Source organism: Nitrosomonas sp., assembly GCF_019635155.1.
Classification (GTDB): domain Bacteria; phylum Pseudomonadota; class Gammaproteobacteria; order Burkholderiales; family Nitrosomonadaceae; genus Nitrosomonas.
In genome coordinates, this window is the sequence record NZ_JAHBZY010000021.1 from 25,243 (window position 1) to 46,789 (window position 21,547).

The following is a 21,547-nucleotide window of genomic DNA, read 5'->3' on the forward strand; positions in this document are numbered from 1 at the left end:
TTGTTTCATTCTTACATGTGATTTTCAATAATAAGACTGTAAAAAGTAAGAAAATCTCAGTAATCCAGTAATCAATCGCCTCGTGCAACGATTCCAATCGGAGTTAAAATTTTTTTTTATGATGCCTTTATGATTAGAAAAGGAGTGTAATCCATGTCGTTAGAACAGATGACTTCGGTAGTAGTCGGTTCGGGTCATTCAAAAATTGGTGGGATTTCAGATGAATTCCTTACTTTTCGTTTAGGGAAAGAGGAGTATGGGATAGAGATTCTGAAGGTTCAGGAGATTCGTGGTTATGAGGCCATCACGCAAATAGCCAATGCTCCGGACTTTATAAAAGGCGTAGTGAATTTGCGCGGGATCATAGTGCCGATCATTGACATGCGGATCAAGTTTCACATGGAGAATGTTGACTATGATCAATTTACCGTGGTGATTATTTTAAATGTTGCGGGCAGGGTGATGGGTATCGTCGTGGATGGAGTATCGGACGTGATCAATCTGACGTCCGAACAACTGAGACCGGCGCCTGGACTGGGATCGGTCATAGATACGGAATACATCATGGGACTGGGAACCATAGATAATCGCATGCTGATATTAATTGACATTGAAAAGATGATGAGCAGCAGTGATATGGGATTGATCGAGCAGAACCTGAATTAATTGATTGTTTTCTTGAATATGAAGCCATAAGGAGGATTTAATGTTTAATAACATGACGATAAAGTCGAGTTTAGCGCTGGTGATAGGTCTGCTATCGATATTGCTATTGGGTATAGGCAGTTTGGGGATGATGGGTCTGAATCAAACGAATGACTCATTCAAAGGCGTATACGAAGACCGCGCCGTTCCGTTGGGAGATCTTGCATTAGTATTGGACCGCATGCAGCGGGCGCGTCTCAATGCGGCAATCTCCGCATATTCCAAGAACGCGGAAACGGTAAAAGAACGCCAAACGATGACGGTTCAGCGAGACGCGGAAATCGCCGAAATGTGGAAAAAATATATGGCGACCAATCTCACCCCTGAAGAAGCTGCGTTAGCTGATAATTTTAACCAGCAATGGCAAACCTATGCGGAATCGCGCAATCGCACAATGAGTTTGGCGATTGCAGGGAATTTTGATGCCTCCGTTGATAACATGGTAAATGACGCCGGTCCGAAATTTGATGCAGTACATGGAACCATGATAAAGCTACTCGAACTGCAGCGTGATGAAGCGATGAAAGAATATACTGCCGCGCAAAGTAATTATGAAACGATATTTATGGTTACCATAACGACGGTTGCACTTGGAATTCTATTTGCGGGCATTATTGGATTACTGCTGATTCGTGCCGTGATAGGTCCGCTCAATGAAGCGGTAGCGGTTGCCAATGCAGTCGCATCCGGCGATCTGACCAGCCGCATTGAAGTGAGCTCGAATAATGAAACAGGCCGCTTGCTGCAAGCACTGAAAGCCATGAATGACAATCTGGTGGACCTGGTTGGCAAGGTACGGATGGGTACCGACCAGATAACGACGGCATCGGGTGAGATAGCCTCCGGCAACTCGGATTTGAGTCAGCGGACCGAAGAACAAGCATCGAGCCTGGAAGAGACAGCCTCCTCGATGGAAGAACTGACATCGACAGTGAAGCAGAATGCCGATAATGCGCGCCAAGCGAATCAACTGGCGGCGGGTGCATCGGAAGTCGCGGTCAAGGGTGGCGCGGTAGTAGGTCAAGTGGTGCAGACCATGAGTTCGATCAATGAAAGCTCCAAGAAGATTGTCGACATCATCAGCGTCATAGACGGGATCGCGTTCCAGACCAACATTTTGGCATTGAATGCGGCAGTGGAAGCGGCGCGTGCTGGAGAACAAGGACGTGGATTTGCGGTTGTGGCAACGGAAGTTCGAACCCTGGCGCAACGTTCAGCGGCGGCGGCGAAAGAAATCAAGGAACTGATCAGCGACTCGGTGGCGAAAGTGGAAGATGGGACGCGCCTGGTTGACGAAGCGGGGACGACGATGGACGAGATCGTAAGTGCGGTGAAACGCGTTACGGACATCATGAGTGAAATATCGGCGGCATCGCAAGAGCAAAGCTCGGGAATTGAACAGGTAAACCAAGCGGTCACGCAGATGGACGAAGTGACGCAGCAAAACGCGGCGTTGGTGGAAGAATCGGCGGCTGCGGCTGAATCGATGCAAGAACAAGCGCAATCGCTATCGCAAGCGGTCAGCATATTCAAGTTATCGGGTGGTGGTTATGGATCGTCCACACCGGTTAAGAGAAGTAATCGTCCGACGGCGGTAGCCAAGTTACCGAACCGCGGCCCGGCGACCAAGAAAGCGCTTGCAAGACCTGAAGCGGGATCATCGAGTGTACCGGCACAGCCTCGCAAGATTGCATCCGGTGGCGGTGGCGATGAGTGGGAAGAGTTTTAAGCAAAAATAACGTGACGTGAAAAAGCCCGAGTTCCACCTGGAACTCGGGCTTTTGTGTTTTAAAAAATAATAAATCAGGATCTTATATGTCTTTATGAATTTTTTTGTGGCTATGTAGTTACTTGAAAAAATTAAGTTGATTTGTAAATCGTTACAGCAGAAAAATAGTCGCTAATCCCAAGAAAATAAAGAAACCGCCACTATCGGTTACAGCGGTAATCATGACACTGGAACCAAGCGCGGGATCACGGCCGAATTTACGCAAAGTAAGTGGAATTAATACACCCAACGACGCTGCCAATAGCAGGTTGAGCATCATGGCCAAAGTCATTACCAATCCCAATTCCACATTATGATAAATGGCGAATGTAAATAAACCGACGATGGTGCCCCATACAAGACCGTTGACCAAACTAACGCCAATTTCTTTACTCAGTAATTTCCAAGTGCTGCTCGTGTTAATTTGATCAAGCGCCAGCGCACGAACGATCATGGTAATCGTTTGATTGCCTGAATTGCCGCCTATACCTGCAACAATCGGCATCAAAGCGGCCAACGCCACCAATTTTTCAATGGAGTCTTCAAATAATCCAATAACCCGGGATGCGATAAAAGCGGTAATCAGATTAATTGCCAGCCATCCCCAGCGGTTTTTGACACTTTTAAGAATGGGGGCAAAAAGATCTTCGTCTTCGCTTAGCCCGGCTAAGTTTAAAGCTTCGTTTTCGGCCTTGTCGCGAATAAAATCAATGACAGTGTCGACGGTAACGCGTCCGAGTAATTTGTCGCTTTCATCAACTACCGATGCAGAGACCAAATCATAGCGTTCAAATGCATTGGCAGCTTGTTGAGCGACGTCGCCGGGCTGCAGCTTAATTATTTCTTTGGTCATCACGTCAGCGACCAAGGTGTCCAGGTCGCTAACCAGCAAGCGATTGATTAATAAAACGCCCTTTAGGTTTTCATTCCTGTCGACAACGAACAATTGATCGGTGTGATCCGGCATTTCTTCAAGCCGACGTAAGTAACGTAATACAACTTCCAGGCGCACATCTTCACGAATGGTGATGATGTCAAAATCCATCAGCGCACCTACAGAGTCCTCCGGATAGGACATGGCTGCACGCAACTGTTCGCGTTCTTCAATCGGCAAGGAACGAAAAACATCTTCCATGACTTCTTGAGGTAAGTTGGGCGCGAGGTCGGCAATTTCGTCAGCGTCCAGATATTCTGTTGCGGCGACCAGTTCTTGAGTACCCATGTCAGTGATCAGTGTTGCTCTGACCGCTTCGGAAGTTTCGAGCAATATTTCACCGTCTCGATCGGATTTGATCATGCTCCAGATTAGTAATCTGTCTTCCAGCGGCAGTGCTTCAAGGATATGCGCAATATCCGCGGGATGCAGTTGGTCTAAAAGAGTTTGTAACTCGGAGAGGTTGTTTTTCTGAACTACAGATTCGCCCAACGATAGATCTGGAGAGTCCTGTAAATTCACCAAGCCTTCGACTAATTTGTATTTCCGCAATAAGAATGTGATCTGTTGGAGCGGGGTTTGTAAGTTTTCTTGGTCGTTATTATTGGTTTCGGTCATGGTTGGTTGGTGCCAGCAAGCCAGCTTGATTTTAGATATGTTTGCGTGATCTATACTCTAAACAGTTTGCAGTTGGATGACAGAAAAGTATAACCTTCAGCGCTGTATCGATACCAATACTATTTAGCAATACCGATCAATTGGATCGGTGAGTGTATCTATTCATTCTTGATGCACGGCGCCGCTCTGTGATTGTAAATTTTATAAGCTGTCATCTTGAATGAAATGCAGCTATTAGATCTTCATCTGCAAGATGCTTGGTTTGAAGACTCGAATTCAACGAACGTAATTTTAAAGTTCGCGATGAAAATATTTGTAAGTTAACCGATCGCCCAATAAGCTAAATTTTATTGGTTGATTTCAGCATCGCAATGACCGGTTTTGTTAGAGGTTTTACATTGCGCCAAACAAAAAAAGATTCGGCTGCTTGTTCGACCAACATGCCAATGCCATCCGCGAGTTGTCGTGCGCCGTGTTGCTGAGCGAATTTAAGGAAAGGCGTGAGTGCTTCTTGATTATACATCATGTCATAGGCCAGTTCGGCATGGGTGAAGATGTGTGGGGGCAGATCGGGTAATTCGTTGTGAAGACTGGCGGAGGTGGCATTGATGATGATGTCGAATTTTTCTTCGGAGAATTGCCTAAAATCGCCTGCAACAATCTTACCATACGGTATGAATTGTTCTTGAAGGATCTCGGCTTTATTAATCGTACGGTTTGCAATAGCCAGAAGTGCCGGTTCCTTTTGCAGCAGCGGCAAAATAACGCCCCGCGCGGCACCTCCGGCGCCGAGTAGCAAAACTCGTTTCGCTGCGATCGGGATCAGGAGGTTTGATTCGATATCACGAACCAATCCGGCGCCATCCGTGTTGTCCCCCGATATCTCATTGCCTTCAAATTTAAGAGTATTAACGGCCTGTGCAATCCTTGCTCGTTCCGTCAGGCGGGTCGACAATTGATAGGCTTCCAGCTTGAAAGGCACCGTCACATTTAATCCCCGGCCACCCTGTTGCCGGAAATTTTCTACAGCGGCTTTAAAACCGTCGATAGGAGCCAGGAGGGTGGTGTACTCCATGGTTTGATTGGTTTGTAGAGCAAAAGCGGAATGTATTGCCGGTGATTTACTATGTGAAACGGGGTTGCCAATTACTGCATACAAGTCAAGCATAAGCGGGCACGTGTTAATTTTTTTAAAAAATATTTGTTGATTTGAATAGAGTGACCTATTGACTTAGCAGCATATCCGTTGAGGCAAAGACCCAAGTGCGCGTAATGTGCAGGATGTCGGTATCCTGACTGATGTCAGGAGGAAAAGGCGCAAATCCGTTCTGACCGGCAAGTTTAACGATATTGATGGCAGCTTCATCGAGAACCTTTTGGCCGGAAGACCGGTTGATTTCGATCGATTCCAAGCTGCCGTCAGCACGGATTCCGACGGTTAGTTGCAGATTGCCATAAAGCTTTTCTTTTCTGGCGACTTCCGGATAATTTAAATTACCAATGCGTTCGACCTTCAAGCGCCAGTCTTCTACATAGCGTGCAAAACGGTATTCTTTGGTGCGGGCGCCGACAAATTTTCGTTTAGGGCGTTTCTGATAAGTCTCGTGGTCTTGATCGATTTGCGCTCTTAGCCGAACGATGTCAAGGCTTCGTAGCAATAGTTCGGTTGTATCCGATGGATTAATCGGTTTTGCTTCATCTTCATTACGCGATTCGCTTGAGAGTTCGATTTGCGGTGTTTCGCTCACAGCAGCCATCAATTTCTTCGCTTGCTGCTCCAATTCTTTGATTTTTTGTTGTGCAATCTTGTCATCAATAATCGGCTTGCTTTTTGGTAGGACCGGGAAAGGTGTTTTTGCCTTGCGGTTATCATCCGTGTTGCCTCCGCCGTCGAGATTGTCCTGTGCGAGCAACTTGCTTTCTCTGGGGACTGTTGGTGTTTTACTGTTAACCAGCACCACCTCAATCGAGGATGCAATTTTGTCGAATTTAGGTTGCGGAAACTGAAAAGTAATTCCAAAAAAGATAATACCGTGCAACAGCAAAGACACAGCCATCGCAATGGATAGACGATTGGTCTGCAGGGATTGATAGCTATCCTGATTTAAGGGTGAAGCTCCAAGTGTTTGAGTGATCACAGCTATTCGGTTTTACCTTGAAAGTTGAATCTAACCTGTAAATAAAGATGCGTTATTGTAGGCAACTACTTTTTTCTTGTCACATATTCCTGTCAGAGTGTGTCAGCGGCGTTTTTATATCTCTTGTTTTTGTAAGAATTCCGCATGGAATGTGCGATCCAGCAGGTCGATTCCGGATAATTTAAGTCTGACATAAGTGCCAGGTGCTATTTCCGGCAACGATGGAACTCTTGTGACAAGTGGAATTCGATCCAGTTTAACTAAATTTTCCTTGATAACTTGCGCATCGGTTACCTGAATTTTCTCTTGCAACAGCCAACGAAGGCACCAATAACGTTCCATGGATCGCTGAAATTCGCCGTAAACACCATAGGCAGTTTCAAAGTCGCGCATCGCAATGAACAAACTGTTGCTGTCTTTGGTATAAGGCGGGGATTCATTGCGAAGCAGCGCGATAATTTGCCGTTGATTAATCAGATCAACATAACGTCTCATCGGGGAACTGCTCCAAGCGTACTGAGAAACGCCGAGCCCTTGGTGAGGGGCGGGTGAAGTGCTCATTTTCACCTTACCATTCGCTTGGCTGCGGAAGATGCCGGTGATGCCTCCGTCGGTTAATTGTTTGCCCCATTCCGTGTTGACGTAAATCATTAGTTCTGAAACGACTTTATCGATTGGCGAACCTCGGCGGCGTTCAATTATTGAGACATGTTCACCGTTGATTTCGAAGCTGTAATCGACTTTGTCATTGTTGGCGTCATTTGACTTTCCACGTAGACTTTCCAGCTTACAAGCAAAATTCCATAAAAAAGTTAACTCCTGACTGAGAGGGTGCGGGAAGTGACCCTTACATAAAGTATCCTCATTAAAATGTTGCTCCAATTCTTTATTGCGCAAGTTCGCTGTAATTTTTATTTGCTCTATTTTGCTTTCTGTTTTGGTAACGGTGTAGTCGTCCGATACATCAAGGTACAGAGAAACTACCGGGCAGATTGTTTGTTCGGCCAGAGTAAAACGATTGATCACGCCGGTGGGCAGCATGGTAATCTTGTTACCAGGTAAATAGACTGTAGATAAACGAGAAGCAGCAGATTGATCGAGTGCTGATTCGAAGGGGATTCCTAAAGCAGGCGCGGCGATATGGATGCCGATGCGAAAACTTCCGAAAGATAACGGTGTGACAGAAAATGCATCATCAATTTCGGTGGTGGATGCGTCATCAATGCTGAAGGCGGCAACATCCGCATACGGCAGATCAGAAAAGTTGTCAGGGATCGGTTGTGATTCCAGTTCACCAAACCCGATACCGGACGGGAAAAATTCCCAGATAAATTGATTGAGATGATAATCGTGCGAGGATGGAATGGCACCGCACTTTTCCATTAGTTTCACAGTGGAAAGCTTCTTATCGGTACAGACGGCTTCAAGTGCTTTCCATTCAGTGGAATTTTTATCCGGTTTGTAGAGTAACTGCGAAAGATGTGGCTTAAACTCTTCGGGTAGCATGAATTGGTTCAACTGCTCGACATAGCGGGCTTGTTGTTCGGCCTGCAGTCGTTTCTTTTCCTGACTTGCCAATGCTGCTTTGAGTGCATCGGGAGGGGCGGCTTTGTAGCGGCCTTGTCCCTTTTTATAAAAATACATAGGCGCATTTTGCAAGAGCAACAAAGTCGCAGCAGCTTCTACCGGGCTCGGTGAGTGTCCAAAATAATCGGTTGCAAGCGCATCACTCGCGAATTCGGATTCCTGCGTGCAGCATTCCCAGAGGAAATTTGGATCCAGTTCTTCAGTAATTTTTTGTACATGGCCCATAAATTCGGCCAATGGTGGCGTATCGAACCGGAACAGCACCGAAGATGCCTTGATCTTTGATCGCTTGCCATGCACCGCTTCGATCTGCAATGAAGTATTGTTGTCAGCCAGAATGGAGCCTATTTTAAAGGCTCCGGCTTCTTCGTAAAAAACATTCATGTCGGTTTTTAGGTCGGTCGGATAAATCAGAATCAAGGATATGAGCGAGGATGAAGAATCGTCCATGCATAGATATTATTAGCATACAATTAATTAGGAATGATTGTCCTAAAAATTCAGCATATGGCTTTGTATTATATACCGAGGTGCTAAATGAAAATAAGAATGGAGCGAATATCTGTTAGCATGAATAGTGCCGGTACGGGCTAAATAACGTGCGTTTGTTGGTTGCTATCAAACATTCGAACTGGAACTGCAAATGGAATAATAAAAATTTGCGGGGATGGGATACGCCAGGATCATTTTAGCGATTGTAATGGTTTTTTATGGTTGCTTGCTCGTCTGCAAGAAGTTCTGCAATTTTGGAATCAAACGATATGATCGAGAGAGGATTGCTGGCTGATTTAGGTGGGTATCATCAAATAATCACTACATGGAATCCATTGGTACACAATAATATTCTGTGGACGGGATGATGATTTTTTATTCGATAGGCGTTTAAAAAAATGATGAAAAAATTGATGCGTGGCGTAATTTTTTTCTGCTTGATTTTAGTAACTCAGGGATGTGAATCCAATGGGGCGATCAAGCCCGTAAGTTGCGGCGGGATACAAGGCAAACAGTGTCCAAACGTCAATCAATACTGTGATTTCGATGTAGGGCAATGCAATGCTCCGGATAGTGAAGGGGTGTGCAGAGATAAACCTAAAGTTTGTACCAGACAATATGCGCCGGTTTGTGGCTGCGATGGTAAGACGTATGGTAATGCTTGTGATGCTGCATCTGCGGGAGTTTCGCTTAAATATAAAGGGGAATGCAATCCATCATAGTGCTTCGTTTGTGTTGATGATTCGAAAATCACATAACTTCTGATCTCGATTTATGCCGAATTGTTCGGGAATATGTAAGATCTTATTACAGATAAAGCATCAAGCGTTTTGTAGATAGCGATTGGGCGCTTTATGTGATTTCTTGCTTTTTTAGAAGTGAATGAATGGCGTCTCTTAATTCAGAGTCTGGCAAAGTGGCGGCCAATTGATTGAAACACTCTTTTCCAGTTACACTTAGTTTTGGTTTTGTTTTATCTCTATGTTTTTCATAATATTTTGAGTTTGTGGCCGAGTTTTGCGCTTGCACCAATATTTGAAATGAAGTAACTTCCCATCCATATTGTTGCAGTTTGCAAAGCAGCGATGGTGATAGTTGCTTAAGCTTTGCTGCAATAGCGCCATTTTCAGCCAATATGGTTAATTTGCCATTCGTAATCCGACTAAGGCTGCAGTATTGAGTCAACTGGACCGGAATTAGTTTGTGGAAGATTGACTGGTCTATAGATAATTGACGAGCTGTTGATAGTAAGCTTTCATATTCAGGTGCTTTGCCTAGAAGATTAAGATAAGAATCGACTTTATGAGGAGGCATGGTTATTTAATAAATACCCAACGAAAAGAAGTATGAATATTATTTTGATAGCGAATAATTCTGAGCGCGCGCGCAAGCTGGCATTAACCAGAACGAATATCATTTTAGCAATGGCTGTATTTTCAGTCATTATCATAACATTGGCTTTAGTCCTCAATTTCGTTTCTTTGCGGTATGCTGACCGTATAGATGCACCTTTCTTAAGAGCAATACTGGTCAATCCCCAGGAAGAAAGGCATCAGAAAATTCAAATGCATTTGCAAGATAACTTAAACATCATGGCCAGCAAGTTGGGGCAAATGCAAGCGCAGTTGTTGCGATTGGATGCATTGGGAGAACGCTTGGCGGAGTCTACCGGGATTCAAAGCAGAGGTTTATTATTCAAAGATATTCCGGGGCAAGGCGGCGCACTGAGTGATGCTTTGTCCGAAGAGTTAACTTTTGGTGAGTTTAATCAGAAACTTCAGGAGTTATCCAACATATTGGATGAAAGAGCGGACAAGCTCGGTGCGCTCGATTCTTTGCTTCGTTATGGCAGAGTGACCAAATTTGTTTTGCCTTCTGAAATGCCGGTTGAAACCGATTGGTATTCTTCCGGTTTTGGATACCGCATTGATCCGTTTACTGGCAGGAAAGCTTTTCATGAAGGGGTGGATTTTGTAGCGGAAACCGGAACGTCGATAAAAGCGGCGGCGGGGGGTGTGGTGATCTATTCAGATCGTCATCCTGAATATGGTAATATGGTCGAGATCGATCATGGAGATGATCTCGTAAGCCGGTATGCACATGCTTCAAAATTAATGGTGGGGCTTGGTGAAGTTGTATTGCAAGGTCAGAAAATCGGCGAGGTCGGTAGTACCGGCCGCTCAACGGGACCGCATTTACATTTTGAAATTCGGCATAAAGATAAACCACAGAATCCATCTAAATTTTTAAAAAAACCGAGTTAAATTGAATTCACATAGAACATACAACTTATCAGGGGTGAGCGCTTGACTCACCCTTTGTTTTTTTTATAAATTATTCAAACATACATAATCATTAAGGACTTATGCTAGGCAATTTACTCAAGAAAATTTTTGGTAGCCGCAATGATCGGATGATCAAACAATATTCTGAAATCGTGCGCGCCATTAATGAGATGGAACCGGCAATTGGGGCTTTATCGGATGCTGATTTGCGCGCTAAGACGGATGAATTTAAGCAACGTGTGCAGCAGGGAGAAACGCTGGATGCAATCCTACCAGATGCGTTTGCCGTAGTGCGTGAAACAGGTAAGCGAATATTGCAGATGCGTCATTTTGACGTGCAGCTCATCGGGGGCATGGTACTGCACGAGGGTAAGATTGCCGAAATGCGGACTGGCGAAGGTAAAACCTTGATGGCAACTTTACCGGCTTATCTGAATGCGCTATCGGGCCATGGTGTGCATGTTGTTACGGTGAACGATTATTTGGCCAAGCGTGATGCGGAATGGATGGGGAAAATTTATCGTGCGCTCGGAATGGAGGTGGGCGTTATTTATGCCCACATGCCGCATGATGAAAAACAAGCTGCATATGCAGCTGATATTACCTATGGCACCAATAACGAATACGGTTTTGATTATTTGCGTGACAATATGGTGACACATGCAAATGAGCGTGTTCAACGGGTGCTGAATTTTGCGATTGTGGACGAAGTTGACTCAATCCTGATTGACGAAGCGCGGACGCCACTGATTATTTCAGGGCAGGCTGAGGGCGATACTGAGATCTATGTGCGTATTAATGTATTGGTTCCAAAGCTGACGAAACAGGAAACCGAAGAGAGCCCCGGTGATTATAGTGTTGACGAGAAATCTCATCAAGTGACTATGAGCGAGGCCGGTTTTGAGCATGCCGAAAAATTGCTGGCATCGGCCGGCCTGTTGGCATCAGGCACCAGTCTTTATGATCCCGCTAACATCAATCTGATTCATCATTTAAATGCGGGTTTGCGTGCGCATAATTTATTCTTTAAGGATCAGCATTACGTTGTCCAGAACGGTGAAGTCATCATTGTCGATGAATTTACCGGGCGGCTAATGGCTGGTCGGCGTTGGTCCGATGGGTTGCATCAAGCGGTTGAGGCGAAAGAAGGCGTTGCCATTCAGAAAGAGAATCAGACACTTGCTTCGATTACCTTTCAGAATTACTTTCGTATGTATCACAAATTGTCCGGTATGACGGGTACTGCTGATACGGAAGCTGCTGAATTTCAGCAGATCTACGGTTTGGAAACAATTATTATTCCAACACATAGACCTATGATCCGCGAAGATCGCATGGACTTGGTTTATCGCACCACTAAAGAAAAGAATGATGCCATCATTCAGGAAATCAAGCAGTGTTACGAACATGGCCAGCCGGTTCTGGTGGGTACGACTTCTATAGAAAATAATGAATTGCTATCCAAGTTGCTTGATCGAGAAAAATTACCGCACCAAGTTTTGAATGCTAAGCAGCATGCGAGCGAAGCATTGATTGTTACGCAAGCAGGGCGGCCTAAAATGATTACGATCGCAACCAATATGGCAGGCCGAGGCACTGATATCGTATTGGGCGGTAATCCGGAACCGGAAATTGAGCGGATACGTCATGATGAGAAATTGAGCGAAGCAGAGAAAGAAAAACGTATACAGGAAGTGAGTGCACAATGGAAGGTTGTGCACGAAGAGGTTTTAGCAAAAGGCGGTTTGCATATTGTGGGTACGGAACGTCACGAATCTCGTCGCGTAGACAACCAGTTACGCGGGCGTTCCGGTAGGCAGGGTGACCCCGGTTCCAGTCGTTTTTTTCTTTCACTGGAAGATCCGCTGTTACGCATTTTTGCTTCTGATCGTGTAGCCAATATCATGACTCGACTGAAAATGCCGGAAGGGGAAGCAATTGAGCACCCTTGGGTTACCCGGGCAATAGAGAATGCACAACGTAAAGTTGAAGCACGAAATTTTGATATGCGTAAGCAGTTGTTGGAATACGATGATGTGGCCAATGATCAACGCAATGTTATCTACCAGCAGCGAAACGAATTGCTTGAAGCAAGCCATGATATCTCGGAAACCATTGCAGCAATTCGAGAAAGTGTTTTAAGCAATTTATTTTATTCCCATATTCCGCCACAAAGCGTCGAAGAGCAATGGGATGTGGCAGGATTGGAAAAAGCGCTTGCAGCCGATTATCAATTACATTATCCGATACAACAGTGGCTTGAAAAAGAACCCGAATTGCATGATGAGAATTTGCTTGAGCGTATTCTCAGCTCGACCGAGGAAATTTATCAAACCAAAATGCAGCTCGTTGGCGCCGAAATTTTGCATCATTATGAGCGAGTGGTAATGCTGCAAATACTTGATTCGCATTGGCGAGAGCACCTGGCCGCATTGGATCATTTACGTCAAGGCATCCATTTACGTGGCTACGCGCAGAAGAATCCGAAACAGGAGTATAAACGGGAAGCTTTCGAGCTCTTTACCAATATGCTTGAAGAGGTCAAGAATGAGGTTACAAGAATACTGCTTACTGTTCAGATAAAAAATGAGCAACAAGTTGATGCCGCAACAGAAACATTGCGTTCTCCTGAGAAAATTGAACTTCACCATGGTACTGCCGGATCTTTTGATGAGGACTCGACGGATGAGAAAATTGAGAATGATAAAGCTCAGCCGTTTGTACGCTCAAACGAAAAAGTGGGTCGCAATCAACCTTGTCCATGCGGATCGGGTAAGAAATATAAACAATGCCACGGGAAGATTAAATAATTGCCGCAATGTGCGGAGGACGATGTAAGGAAAAGAAGATTCTTTTTGTCCTTGAAGCGATTATGGTATACTGCGCGCTTTTGTGGTTGGCGCGTAAAAATAGTTAGCGAGAGCAGTCGGATATTTTCTAATAATATCCTTTGTTTTTAGATAGTTACCTGAGATAATTACTGATGGAATGATTTAATATGATGGCAGATAGTTTCAGCATCAATGATAAGATGAGCGGCAGGAGAAAATTTTTAGTCGCTGCAACTTCTGTAGCGGGTGGTATAGCAGGCGCTGCGATTGCAACGCCTTTTTTATTAAGTATGATGCCAAGCGAAAGAGCAAAAGCAGCGGGAGCACCGGTGGAAGTGGATATCTCTAAACTTGAGCCGGGTATGCTTATGATGGTTGAGTGGCGCGGGAGAGTCGTGTGGGTATTGAATCGCACACCAGAAATGCTTGAGACCCTTCCAAAATTGGAAGACCAATTAGCTGATCCGAATTCGGAAAAAAATCAACAGCCTGAGTATGCGAAAAATCTTACACGTTCTATTAAACCGGCGATACTCGTTATCGAAGGCGTTTGTACACACCTGGGTTGTTCGCCCGTATTCAGAAAAGATGTGGCGCCGGAGGATTTGGGCCCTGATTGGTTGGGTGGGTTTTTCTGCCCTTGTCATGGCTCCAAATTTGATTTGGCAGGGCGAGTATATAAGAGTGTACCGGCTCCGACGAATATGGTTGTGCCACCGCATGTTTATCTGAGTGATAGTCGTCTTTTAATTGGATCTGAAAGTGAGGGATCTGCGTAAATGAGTAATATGTTTAATTCCATGATTGAATGGATTGATAAGCGTTTCCCATTAACATCGAATTGGAAAGCGCATCTTTCCGAATACTACGCACCAAAGAATTTTAATTTCTGGTATTTCTTTGGTTCTCTGGCCTTATTGGTCTTGGTTAATCAGCTGATAACCGGTATTTTTCTGACGATGAATTATAAACCTGATGCTAGCCAGGCTTTTGCATCGGTTGAATATATCATGCGGGATGTTGATTACGGCTGGTTGATAAGATATATGCACTCAACAGGTGCATCCATGTTTTTTGTGGTTGTTTATCTGCATATGTTCCGGGGGATGATGTATGGTTCATACCGGAAACCACGAGAACTTTTGTGGTTGGTTGGAATGTGCATATTCTTCGTTCTGATGAGCTTGGCTTTTACTGGCTATATTTTGCCGTGGGGGCAAATGTCATATTGGGGAGCACAGGTAATTGTGAGCATGTTCGGAGCGATACCGGCTGTCGGCGATACACTCCAACAATGGCTTCTAGGTGATTTCACCCTATCGGATGCGGCGCTTAATCGTTTCTTCGCTTATCACGTGGTGACATTACCGCTGGTATTACTAGTGCTGGTATTTGTACACATCTTAGCTTTACATGAAACCGGGTCAAATAATCCGGATGGTATTGAGATAAAAGAGAATAAGAACCCAACGACGGGTATTCCGGTAGATGGCATCCCATTTCATCCCTATTACTCAGTTAAAGATATTGTCGGGGTGGTGGTTTTCTTGATTGTATTCTGCGGGATTATTTTCTTCGCTCCTGAAATGGGTGGATATTTCCTGGAGTACAACAATTTCATTCCTGCAAACACATTACAAACTCCTGATCATATTGCGCCTGTTTGGTATTTCACACCTTATTATTCAATGTTGAGGGCTGTAACTGTTAACTTCCTTGGAATCGATGCAAAACTGTGGGGGGTCATACTGATGGCAGGATCGGTAGTTATTTTCTGCTTCTTGCCATGGCTGGATAGGAGTCCTGTTAAATCGATACGCTATAAAGGACCTTATTTTAAGATCGCGTTAACGTTATTTGTTATTAGCTTTTTCGTATTGGGTTGGCTTGGAACAAAATCGCCTACACCTATGTATACGCTGCTAGCGCAGATCTTTACCGTGATATATTTTGCATTCTTTATCTTGATGCCGTGGTATAGCAAAATAGATAAAACAAAACCAGAGCCCAAAAGACTACAAGAGTAAAAAAATGATGAAATTAACGATCGCTTTATTAATTTTATGTATGGCTCCATTTAGTAATGCTTTTGCTGCCGAATCGAGTGTACCGTTAGATCGCGCACCGGTAGACATTACTGATAATGCTTCTCTACAACGTGGAGCGGAAAGCTTTGTGAATTATTGCTTGACGTGTCATGGTGCAAGTTATATGCGCTATAACCGTCACCGTGATATTGGACTTACGAATGAAGAAATCCTTGGGAAATTAGTTTTCACTGGGCAGAAAGTGGGTGATTTAATGCAATCCGCTATGCGCAAGAAAGAAGGACAGGAATGGTTTGGTATGGTGCCGCCTGATTTGTCTGTTATAGCGCGTTCTAGAGGAGCAGACTGGTTGTATACATATTTGCGGACATTCTATCGTGATGACGATACCGCGACAGGATGGAATAACTTGGTATTTGATCGTGTCGCGATGCCGCATGTTCTGTATCAACTACAAGGTGAGCAAAGATTGGTGGCGAAAGGCGACCAGAAGAGCCTAGTGCTTGATAAACCAGGTCAAATGTCTGGAGCTGATTTTGATAAATTTGCTGGTGATCTAGTTAATTATTTGGTTTATTTAGGTGAACCACATGCTAATGCCCGAAAAGAATTAGGAATTCAGGTGATGATCTTTTTACTGGGCATGTTAGCTTTATCATATGCGTTGAAGAAAGAGTATTGGAAAGATATTCATTAAGGCTTCGAACTTGCTGATTATGCAGGTGGTTTAGTCAGAGATTGAAGTTATGATGACGCTATATTCAACAATTACATGTCCATTCAGTCATCGGTGCAGAATTGTACTGCACGAGAAGGATATGGACTTTCAAGTAATTGATGTTGATCCTAATAATAAATCAGAAGACTTGGCGGTAATGAGTCCGTATGGTAAGGCTCCTGTACTTGTGGAACGCGACCTCGTTTTATATGAATCGAATATTATTAATGAATATATCGATGATCGTTTTCCACATCCGCAGTTGATGCCCGCGGACCCCGTAATGCGTGCACGTGCCAGACTATTGCTATTTCGCTTTGAACAGGAATTATTCTGTCACATTGATGCCTTTGATGAAGCTGATCAAAAAGCGATAGACAAGGCTCGTACTGTAATTGCAGAGAATTTAACGATGATCTCTCCCGTTTTTGAGAAACAGAAATTTATGTTGGGGGATGAGTTTTCGATGCTCGATGTTGCTATCGCACCATTATTATGGCGTTTAGAGTATTTTGGAATTAAACTTCCCAAGCAAGCAGCCCCCTTGTTGAAGTATTCCGAAAGACTATTTAGTCGACCATTGTTCATTGATGCATTATCGGCGTCGGAAAAAGTGATGCGCAAATGATTACTCAATCGACGAAGCCTTATTTAATTCGTTCTATCTATGATTGGTGCAGCGATAGCGGTCTTACCCCTTATATTTCTGTAGCAGTCTTTAATGGGTTGGATATTCCAAAAGAATATGTGAAAAATAACGAGATAATACTCAATATCGGTGCGACTGCCGTGCAAGAACTGAACATTGGTAATGATTGTTTGAGTTTCACGGCTAGGTTTAACGGCATTGCTAAAAAGCTAAATATCCCTCTAGATGCAATCAAAGGAATATTTGCTAAAGAAGTTAACCAAGGAATTACTTTTTCTTCAGATAACATCGAAAATAGAAACGATATAGATAATTCAGAAAATAGTGGTTTCAATGAGAGCATTCAAATCTCTGAAGAAAAGAAAACGCGAAAACCCAAACTTAGAATAATCAAATAAATATATCAGATTATTCTTGTCAAATTGCCGGCATAGCTCAGATGGTAGAGCAGCTGATTTGTAATCAGAAGGTCCCGAGTTCGATTCTTGGTGTCGGCACCATAAAATTAATGGCTTGCAATTTTCATCCAAGCCATTTTTGTTTCAGGGGTTACGCTGGGGTTACATTGCGGCAATCTAGCAACCATTTCTAGGACACTCTTTTACTTTCTTTCCAAGCGATCAAATCAGATATTTTGTACCTGACCTTGCTACCTATTTTGTAGAAAGGGATAGTTTCTTTCTTTGTGCAGCGCCATGAAGCAAGCGTATTTATTTTTACTCCGATAATTTGTGCGGCCACCACTGGATCAACCTCTTCCGTGTTTTTGCTGGACTCAATTATTTTGCTTAGGGTTAAGTTTTTTTCGTTCATCTATCTAGCTCCAATACTTTTCAAATTTACGTGAACTCTTTCCGCTCAATTAATGGCTTCGTTGTTACATACTTTGCGCGCTCGAACTATATTGTTTTTTTAAATTAAAATTTTTGTTGTTAACTCAAGATCACTAGAATCAATACCGCCGAAACCAATACCAGAGCTGCAGCAAATAAATTCATAATGGCCGCCTGTCTGGAAATTCTGACCAGTTCACGGATATCATGATTAATAGCGATTATGAATTTTTCACTGATTAACTGCATGCTTTGGTCTATTAATTGATCGTTGTTTTTGCTGAAATTGTTTTGTTGTGCATTAATCAGTGCATTGGCTTTTTTGCTGGCGACTGTTTGCCACTGATTAAAACTCTCTTCCAACATCGCCTGATAATTGCTTAGCAGTTCAGCATGGGCTTCTTTATTTTGCTCCAGCAATACTTCGTTGAGCGTATGCATCATCAATACGGGATCATCCTGTGACAGAACAATGCCGTGTTCTGACGCTACTCTTTTAATGAGCGCATCTAATTTGTCATTACTCATGTTAAAACAGCAGCTACATTTTCGATGTTGGTGAAGAGCTGCCTGCGGATAATCGCTAACCTTTGGCGTACCATCACCGGCAAAGAACTATTCTTCAGCGCTTCATCGAAGGTAAATTTTGATTGCAGGATTTCGCTCAAATCCTTGCCGAAAGTCTCGGGCTTATAGTGCGGAATTCGGATAATGGCGGATACCCGTGCTTTGTTATCCACATACGCTTTCATTTCCTCAAACTGCTTGCCATTCATGCTGATTTCTCCCCAGTAAGGATTCAACCAAACGACAAACAATGCTTCCTTAGGAAACTGTTTAATCAGATGTACAAAACCATTGAGCGTATCGAGCAAAGCTTGACTACCCGTGATGACAGTATGCACAACCAGTTCATGCCCCATATCCAGAAGTAAGGCGGGTATCTGGTTGCTGATGAGATAATGCGACATCGGTACAAAGGTACTGGCACCATTGTCAATAATGACGTCATTTTCAGCTTTGGCGATGAATTCAATCAAATCATCAAACTTTCTCGGATCAATCTCATCATTGTTCATCACATTAATCTGCTTAACATTGAGCTTTTTAAAACCATAAAAAGTGGCATTAACCGGATCTGTATCAATGCATAAAGGATTGCCGCCTTTGGCAACCTTATGTTGCGCAAGCGTGGATGATATGAATGACTTCCCAACCCCACCCTTTCCTTGCAAAATCATATGTATCTTAGCCATCAAATTAACTCCTCTTTTTCAGTTGCAGAATTAAAACGAAATCCTTCATGATTACTCCCAGCTGACTTTTCTTGATCAATGCGCGGATGCTGCTTTCTGTCCTCACCAATATGTCGATTGACCAATGTTCGGAACCATTGATATGAACATTTGATTTTTTCTTCCTGGTGCAAAATGTTCCAGATCTGCCGAATCGTCCAGCCATCCTTGAGTGCCTGCTCAATATCAGGCTTCAATGCGATGAACGCCGGTAAAAATTGCTTACCGGTACTTTTGTTTTTATCCGCATAAAGTGCGATTCGATCTGATAAGGATTTAGTCATCACACAATTCCCACAAAAATATGTATCTTGGCGTCCAAACAATTCCTTTGTTTCTATTGCTTTCTTTTTTGTTGTTTTCGACTTTTTCTAATTGCTTATCCTTTATTTTTGTTTCTAAGAGACTGTTATTTAGTTGAATAAAGCTTGTTTTAAGTATTTTTATACTGTTTGAAATTATGATATAACGAAAATAAACTATTTGCAAACATCGATTATAGTGTTAGTATATTTCTTAAAACTCACACAACCGGGCAAGATATGTGGAGATGGCCATCTCCACCACAACTTATTCGCACAGTGTGCTCAACGTTGATCTTGCTCTTCGAGGAAAACTGAAATGATTGACAAAAATAACCTTAAGACAATCAAAAAAGAAAGAAGAGAGAAGAAGCTCAGGGTGCCTGTTTTGCCAATCGAGGAAGCTGAAATAAAGAGTAAAGCAATGGATACCGGATTAACCGTTGCCGAGTACCTGCGCAATCTGGGCCTGGGTTATCAAGTGCCCAGTGTTATAGATAATCGGAAAGTGGATGCCTTGTTAAAAATCAATGCGGATCTTGGCAGATTGGGTGGGTTGATCAAACTTTGGCTTACCAACGACAAGCGCACAAAATTAATTGGCAAGTCACAATTGCATATGACCTTGGACAGTATCCGGAATACGCAAAGCATCATGCTCAATGAAATTATGAAGCTTAAAAAATAACTTTCGGAATAGTCCTATTAGACTTAAGCAGCTTAAATACGATGATCGCTAAAATCATACCCATCAAAACAGTGCGCAAAAGCAACTATTCTGCGCTGATACAGTACCTGACCGATCCTCAAGGCAAAAGTGAGCGTATCAGTCAGATCAAGGTTTCGAACTGTTATTCAGACGATCAGACAGCAGCACTGATAGAAATACAAAACACACAGGAAATGAACACTCGCGCCAAATCAGATAAAACCTGTCATTTGGTACTGAGCTTCCCTGAAGGGGAACGTTTATCCTTTTCTGACCTGAATGCCATTGAAGAGCGATTTTGCGAGGCTCTGGGTTTTGGTGGCCATCAACGCATCAGCGTTGTGCATGATGATACCAATAACCTACATGTGCATATTGCACTCAATAAGATTCACCCCAGAGCCCTCACAATCCATAGCCCCTACTATGACTACAAAAAAGTAGCCAATCTTTGCGAGCTAATCGAACAGGAATATGGTTTAACACAGATTAATCATGAAACCGTGAGCGATAAAGCCTCCAGAGTAGCGCAGGAAATTGAAACCAGAACCGGTGTGGAGAGCTTGCTGGGCTGGATCAGGCGTGAGTGCTTGGATGAATTGAAGCAGTCGGACAACTGGCAGGATTTGCATCAGGTTCTAGCTAGACATGGCCTTGAAATCAAGGAGCGCGGCAATGGTTTTGTGTTGCTTGCCAACAATGGCGTGGCCGTTAAAGCCAGTTCAGTGGATCGATCTTTATCCAAAGGCAATTTGACCCAAAGACTGGGTGCTTTTGTACAGAATGAACATTCTACACAATCGTCACAACAGAGCACTAAAGAATACCAGCCAAGGCCATTGCAGAATCGAATCGATACTTCAGAGCTTTATGCGCGATACCAGCAAGAGCAAGCGAATAGCGTCAGACAGCGTTCAAGCCAGTGGGCAATATTGCGACAAAGCAGAGATCAACTCATTGAACGCGCCAAGCTAGAAGCAAAACTCAAGCGCAACCTCATTAAAAGCATCAAAGCCGGGAGATTAGCTAAAAAAGCGCTGTATGCAACCGCTCATCAGCAATTCAAAACGACTATCGAAGTCATTAAAAGCGATTACCAGAAAGACTATCAAAGTTCTAAAAACCGTCATTCCAGAATGGGGTGGCTGGATTGGTTAGCAAAAGAAGCAAAAAATGGCAATTCTGAAGCATTGGCTGTTTTGCGATCCAGAAGAGTGGGTCAATTTAAGGGCAATCAGATAACGACTAAGCAGAGCAATGTTGGTTTCAGCACTAATAGTCACTTTAAGGATGGCTTGGTGGAATCTATCACCAGAATCGGCACAGTTACTTATCAAGCAGGATCAACCACCATCCGCGATGACGGTAAACGGCTCATCGTCCTGCCGGATACATCGCGCGAAGCCTTGGCGGATATTTTGCAAGTGGCCATGAAGAAGTACGGCAGCCACCTGGCGATCAATGGAACTGAATCGTTTCGTCTTGAGATAGCACAGGTTGCAGCACAAAACCAAATGCACATCACTTTTGATGACAGGCGACTTGAACAGTACCGTCAGCAGTTGATGAAACAGTACAAAGTATCCAGAGCACAATCGGCAGGTGGAATACGATCCACAACATAAACTCCCAGAA

Annotated in this window: 21 protein-coding genes and 1 tRNA gene; 13 read left to right on the top strand and 9 right to left on the bottom strand. The window is 43.7% G+C overall.

Annotated elements, in window-relative coordinates:
• Positions 1-153: 153 nt before the first annotated feature.
• Together KF839_RS12975 and KF839_RS12980 are read left to right on the top strand one after the other, a co-directional pair.
• A complete protein-coding gene (locus KF839_RS12975) occupies positions 154-666 on the top strand; it encodes a chemotaxis protein CheW (protein ID WP_416362371.1) in 513 nt (170 codons plus the stop codon).
• A gap of 40 nt (positions 667-706) precedes the next feature.
• Positions 707-2,434 (top strand): methyl-accepting chemotaxis protein, encoded by a 1,728-nt coding sequence (locus KF839_RS12980; RefSeq protein WP_292918271.1) that lies wholly within the window; start codon positions 707-709, stop codon positions 2,432-2,434.
• A 151-nt stretch (positions 2,435-2,585) separates the two neighbouring features.
• Here KF839_RS12980 and mgtE read toward each other — a convergent pair whose 3' ends face one another.
• The 4 genes from mgtE to KF839_RS13000 all read right to left on the bottom strand — a co-directional run bounded on the left by mgtE (position 2,586) and on the right by KF839_RS13000 (position 8,134).
• Complete coding sequence (gene mgtE, locus KF839_RS12985) at positions 2,586-4,025, bottom strand: magnesium transporter (RefSeq protein WP_292918272.1); 1,440 nt, start codon at positions 4,023-4,025, stop codon at positions 2,586-2,588.
• A gap of 340 nt (positions 4,026-4,365) precedes the next feature.
• Positions 4,366-5,193: a shikimate dehydrogenase gene (gene aroE / locus KF839_RS12990; protein WP_292918273.1), complete on the bottom strand. Its 828-nt coding sequence runs from the start codon at positions 5,191-5,193 to the stop codon at positions 4,366-4,368.
• A gap of 55 nt (positions 5,194-5,248) precedes the next feature.
• On the bottom strand, positions 5,249-6,163 hold the full coding sequence (locus KF839_RS12995) for an energy transducer TonB (protein WP_292918274.1): 915 nt from the start codon (positions 6,161-6,163) through the stop codon (positions 5,249-5,251).
• A gap of 114 nt (positions 6,164-6,277) precedes the next feature.
• Entirely contained in the window at positions 6,278-8,134 is a 1,857-nt protein-coding gene (locus tag KF839_RS13000) for a ribonuclease catalytic domain-containing protein (RefSeq protein ID WP_292918296.1), read from the bottom strand.
• 506 nt (positions 8,135-8,640) lie between these two features.
• On the opposite strand from KF839_RS13000, the gene KF839_RS13005 reads away from it, so the two are divergent.
• Positions 8,641-8,964, top strand: coding sequence for a Kazal-type serine protease inhibitor family protein (locus KF839_RS13005; RefSeq protein ID WP_292918275.1), 324 nt, complete (start codon positions 8,641-8,643; stop codon positions 8,962-8,964).
• Between the two features lie 130 nt (positions 8,965-9,094).
• Here KF839_RS13005 and KF839_RS13010 read toward each other — a convergent pair whose 3' ends face one another.
• Complete coding sequence (locus KF839_RS13010; protein ID WP_292918276.1) at positions 9,095-9,556, bottom strand: DciA family protein; 462 nt, start codon at positions 9,554-9,556, stop codon at positions 9,095-9,097.
• 32 nt (positions 9,557-9,588) lie between these two features.
• Between KF839_RS13010 and KF839_RS13015 the strand changes: the two genes are divergently transcribed.
• From KF839_RS13015 to KF839_RS13050, 8 genes are all read left to right on the top strand, one after another.
• Complete coding sequence (locus KF839_RS13015) at positions 9,589-10,506, top strand: M23 family metallopeptidase (protein WP_292918277.1); 918 nt, start codon at positions 9,589-9,591, stop codon at positions 10,504-10,506.
• 101 nt (positions 10,507-10,607) lie between these two features.
• Positions 10,608-13,337 carry a preprotein translocase subunit SecA gene (gene secA, locus KF839_RS13020; protein WP_292918278.1) on the top strand — a complete coding sequence of 910 codons (2,730 nt, stop codon included), beginning with the start codon at positions 10,608-10,610 and terminating at the stop codon, positions 13,335-13,337.
• 191 nt (positions 13,338-13,528) lie between these two features.
• Positions 13,529-14,137: a ubiquinol-cytochrome c reductase iron-sulfur subunit gene (gene petA / locus KF839_RS13025; RefSeq protein ID WP_416362373.1), complete on the top strand. Its 609-nt coding sequence runs from the start codon at positions 13,529-13,531 to the stop codon at positions 14,135-14,137.
• Positions 14,138-15,385, top strand: a complete 1,248-nt coding sequence (locus tag KF839_RS13030; protein WP_292918280.1) for a cytochrome b — start codon at positions 14,138-14,140, stop codon at positions 15,383-15,385.
• Between the two features lie 4 nt (positions 15,386-15,389).
• Positions 15,390-16,103, top strand: coding sequence for a cytochrome c1 (locus tag KF839_RS13035; RefSeq protein ID WP_292918281.1), 714 nt, complete (start codon positions 15,390-15,392; stop codon positions 16,101-16,103).
• Between the two features lie 49 nt (positions 16,104-16,152).
• Positions 16,153-16,752: a glutathione S-transferase N-terminal domain-containing protein gene (locus KF839_RS13040; RefSeq protein WP_292918282.1), complete on the top strand. Its 600-nt coding sequence runs from the start codon at positions 16,153-16,155 to the stop codon at positions 16,750-16,752.
• Positions 16,749-17,171, top strand: a complete 423-nt coding sequence (locus KF839_RS13045) for a ClpXP protease specificity-enhancing factor (RefSeq protein WP_292918283.1) — start codon at positions 16,749-16,751, stop codon at positions 17,169-17,171. The genes KF839_RS13040 and KF839_RS13045 overlap by 4 nt, the downstream gene beginning before the upstream one ends.
• A 26-nt stretch (positions 17,172-17,197) precedes the next feature.
• A tRNA-Thr gene (locus KF839_RS13050) sits at positions 17,198-17,273 on the top strand.
• Between the two features lie 88 nt (positions 17,274-17,361).
• Here KF839_RS13050 and KF839_RS13055 read toward each other — a convergent pair.
• From KF839_RS13055 to KF839_RS13070, 4 genes are all read right to left on the bottom strand, one after another.
• Positions 17,362-17,586 (bottom strand): helix-turn-helix domain-containing protein, encoded by a 225-nt coding sequence (locus KF839_RS13055; protein WP_292918284.1) that lies wholly within the window; start codon positions 17,584-17,586, stop codon positions 17,362-17,364.
• Positions 17,587-17,705: 119 nt separating this feature from the next.
• Positions 17,706-18,134 carry a conjugal transfer protein TraM gene (locus KF839_RS13060; RefSeq protein ID WP_292918285.1) on the bottom strand — a complete coding sequence of 143 codons (429 nt, stop codon included), beginning with the start codon at positions 18,132-18,134 and terminating at the stop codon, positions 17,706-17,708.
• Positions 18,131-18,862, bottom strand: coding sequence for a nucleotide-binding protein (locus tag KF839_RS13065; protein ID WP_292918286.1), 732 nt, complete (start codon positions 18,860-18,862; stop codon positions 18,131-18,133). The genes KF839_RS13060 and KF839_RS13065 overlap by 4 nt, the downstream gene beginning before the upstream one ends.
• Complete coding sequence (locus KF839_RS13070; protein ID WP_292918287.1) at positions 18,862-19,185, bottom strand: TraK family protein; 324 nt, start codon at positions 19,183-19,185, stop codon at positions 18,862-18,864. Before KF839_RS13070 ends, KF839_RS13065 begins: the two co-directional genes overlap by 1 nt.
• Before the next feature lie 337 nt (positions 19,186-19,522).
• Between KF839_RS13070 and KF839_RS13075 the strand changes: the two genes are divergently transcribed.
• The gene (locus KF839_RS13075) at positions 19,523-19,891 is read left to right on the top strand and encodes a plasmid mobilization protein (protein WP_292918288.1); all 369 of its coding nucleotides are present in this window, start codon (positions 19,523-19,525) and stop codon (positions 19,889-19,891) included.
• Positions 19,892-19,932: 41 nt separating this feature from the next.
• On the top strand, positions 19,933-21,537 hold the full coding sequence (traI, locus tag KF839_RS13080) for a TraI/MobA(P) family conjugative relaxase (RefSeq protein WP_292918289.1): 1,605 nt from the start codon (positions 19,933-19,935) through the stop codon (positions 21,535-21,537).
• The last annotated feature ends 10 nt before the right edge of the window (positions 21,538-21,547 follow it).